Below are 2447 nucleotides of genomic sequence, written 5' to 3'. Positions count from 1 at the left end.
TTGACGACGGGAGCGCGATGCTATCGGATGGGTTCGACGTGGGCAGTAGACGGCAGCGCCGACGCCACGTTCCACGGCAACAACTCGTCGATGCGGTTGATCGGATGGTCAGCGATGCGCTCAAGAACATAGGCGAGATACGCCTCGGGATCGAGGCCATTCAGGCGTGCCGTGCCGATCAGGCTATACATCGCGGCGGCACGTTCACCACCGGAGTCGGCGCCGGCGAACAAGTAATTCCGTCTGCCGAGGGCGACGCCGCGCAGTGCTCGCTCGGCGATCAGGTTGTCGATTTCCGCACGCCCGTCGCTGCAGTAATAGACCAGTGCCGACCAGCGATTCATCGCATACCGAAGTGCCTTGGTCGTGTCGGATTTCGCAGAGAGCGTGGTGAGCGTCGCTTCGAACCAGCGTTTCATGTCGTCGAGCAGCGGTACCGCTCGCGCCTGGCGCACACTGTGTCGCTCATCAGGTGGTTTGCCACGGATCTGCTCCTCGATCTTGTAGAGCGCGCCGATCCGGTGCAGCGCTTCCTCCGTTACCGCATTGGGACGGACGGCATGTAGATCATGGATCTTTCGGCGAGCGTGGGCCATGCAGGCAGCTTCCTGGATGGTGCCGCCGCGATACAGCTCGGCATAGCCGGCAAACGCATCGGCCTGCAGCACGCCCGCGAAGTTTGCAAGATGCTGCTGGGGATGCTCGCCCCGTCGATCGGGCGTGTAGGCGAACCAGACCGCCGCCGGCTCTTCGGAGGCACTCGGCCGGTCATCACGCACGTAGACCCACAGACGTCCTGTCTTTGTGCGACCGTTGCCGGGCGCCAGCACTGGCAACGGCGTGTCGTCAGCATGAACCTTGCCGCCGGCCAGCGCGTAGCGGCGCACGGTGTCGACCAGCGGCGCGAGCAACGCTGTGATGCTTCCCATCCAATACCCCATCGCATCCGGATCAATCTCGACGCCGTCGCGCGCGTACATGACTGCCTGGCGGTGCAGCGGGATGTGGTACGCGAACTTCGACACGGCGATGTGCGCGAGCAGCGCTGGGCCCGGGATGCCACGATCGATCGGTCGACTCGGTGCCGCGGCCTGCACGATGCGATCGCAGCATGCGCAGGCCAGCTTCGGACGGCGGTGGCGAATCACGCGGAAGTGCGCCCGGACGTATTCGAGCTGTTCCGCGACGTCTTCGCCCAGCGGTTTGAGTTGCCCGCCGCAATCGGGGCAGTCATCATCGGCGGGCAGATGGATGCGCTCTTCGCGCTCAAGGTGATCGGGCAACGGCTTGCGGCCGACACCTTCGCGACTCGGCCGTTTCACTGCAGCTGCCGCGGCCATATCGGCCGAGCCTTCATCGGCCTGCAGGTCTTCCAGCCGCAATTCAAGCTGTTCGATCTGGCGATCCAGCTTCTCCGATTTTCGGCCGAACTGCATCCGGCGCAGCTTGGCGATCGTCAGCTTCAGATGTTCGATCTCGATCGCGCGCGACGAGAGCTGCTCGCGCAAGCTGGCGACCATCGCCTTCAGCGCTTCAATGTCGTCGGGGAGATCGGTGGGAGCAGCAGACATGCAGTGAGCTTACACGACGCCACCCACAAGCTCTCCACGCGTAATGAACGTTTACAATGCGCTTCGCGGGCGTACCGCATCGATCGGCTGCCGCCAATCGAAACCTTCGAGCAAGAGCGCGAGCTGAGCGGTCGTCAGCGCAACAACACCGGCATCGGCGCGTGGCCACGCGAAACGTCCTTTCTCGAGGCGCTTCGAGAGCAGGCACAGGCCACCGTCGCACCACCACAAGCACTTCAGCAAGTCGCCGCGCTTACCCCGGAACACGAACACGTGCCCGCTGTAGGGATCCTTCTCCAGCACGGTTTGTACCTTCGCGGCCAACGAGTTGAAGCCGGAACGCATGTCCGTGACGCCCGCCGCGATCCAGATTCGCGTGTTCGGCGGGATCACTTCAGACAGTCTCGCAAATACTGTTCGGCGAACTCCTGCGACACACCGCGGATACGAATACGTCGTTTGCCGACCTCGATCTCGATTTCACAGGCTGGCGGCATCGCCGGGCTCGCCGACACGTCCGGCGTTTGCGGCAGAGCGTGATGTGGGATGTCTTTCGCAGGCAGATCGACCACATCAACCGGTAGCAGCGCGATGTTTGGTACCGACGGTGCAGGTTGCGTATCGAGTAAGCTTCTTCGCCACTGCGCGACCATATTGGCGTTCAAGCCGTGCGCACGCGCTACCTCGGCAATCGAGCGATTCGGATCGTTCGCTTCGGCAGCGACCGCTTCCCGAAACTCCTTCGTGTAGTTCCTCGATCCCGGTTGTCTTCCATGCACCACTGGCTTCATCAATCTGATTCCCATTACATCTGATGGGAATCAGATTGCCGGTGCCGCGCCCTCATGAACAGACGGTACGTGTCGAGCGCTTACG

General features: G+C 62.7%; 3 protein-coding genes. All 3 read right to left on the bottom strand.

The features are described 5' to 3' along the window. Nucleotides 1–20: 20 nt before the first annotated feature. From G3N96_RS38400 to G3N96_RS38390, 3 genes are read right to left on the bottom strand one after another with little or no spacing between them, the layout of a single operon-like run. Nucleotides 21–1571: an IS66 family transposase gene (locus G3N96_RS38400; RefSeq protein WP_206140463.1), complete on the bottom strand. Its 1551-nt coding sequence runs from the start codon at nt 1569–1571 to the stop codon at nt 21–23. A 51-nt stretch (nt 1572–1622) separates the two neighbouring features. Beyond that, complete coding sequence (tnpB, locus tag G3N96_RS38395; protein WP_036047966.1) at nt 1623–1964, bottom strand: IS66 family insertion sequence element accessory protein TnpB; 342 nt, start codon at nt 1962–1964, stop codon at nt 1623–1625. Beyond that, entirely contained in the window at nt 1961–2362 is a 402-nt protein-coding gene (locus G3N96_RS38390) for a transposase (RefSeq protein WP_206140462.1), read from the bottom strand. Before G3N96_RS38390 ends, tnpB begins: the two co-directional genes overlap by 4 nt. Between the last annotated feature and the right edge of the window lie 85 nt (nt 2363–2447).

The sequence above is a fragment of the Burkholderia sp. Se-20373 genome (genome assembly GCF_017104705.1).
GTDB lineage: Bacteria > Pseudomonadota > Gammaproteobacteria > Burkholderiales > Burkholderiaceae > Burkholderia.
This window is presented reverse-complemented; position numbering and strand designations above follow the sequence as displayed.

What these genes read in the sequence shown, in the direction of transcription:
- G3N96_RS38400 (WP_206140463.1), bottom strand. Translation starts at nt 1,571, where the DNA reads ATGTCTGCTGCTCCCACCGATCTCCCCGACGACATTGAAGCGCTGAAG.
- G3N96_RS38390 (WP_206140462.1), bottom strand. Translation starts at nt 2,362, where the DNA reads ATGAAGCCAGTGGTGCATGGAAGACAACCGGGATCGAGGAACTACACG.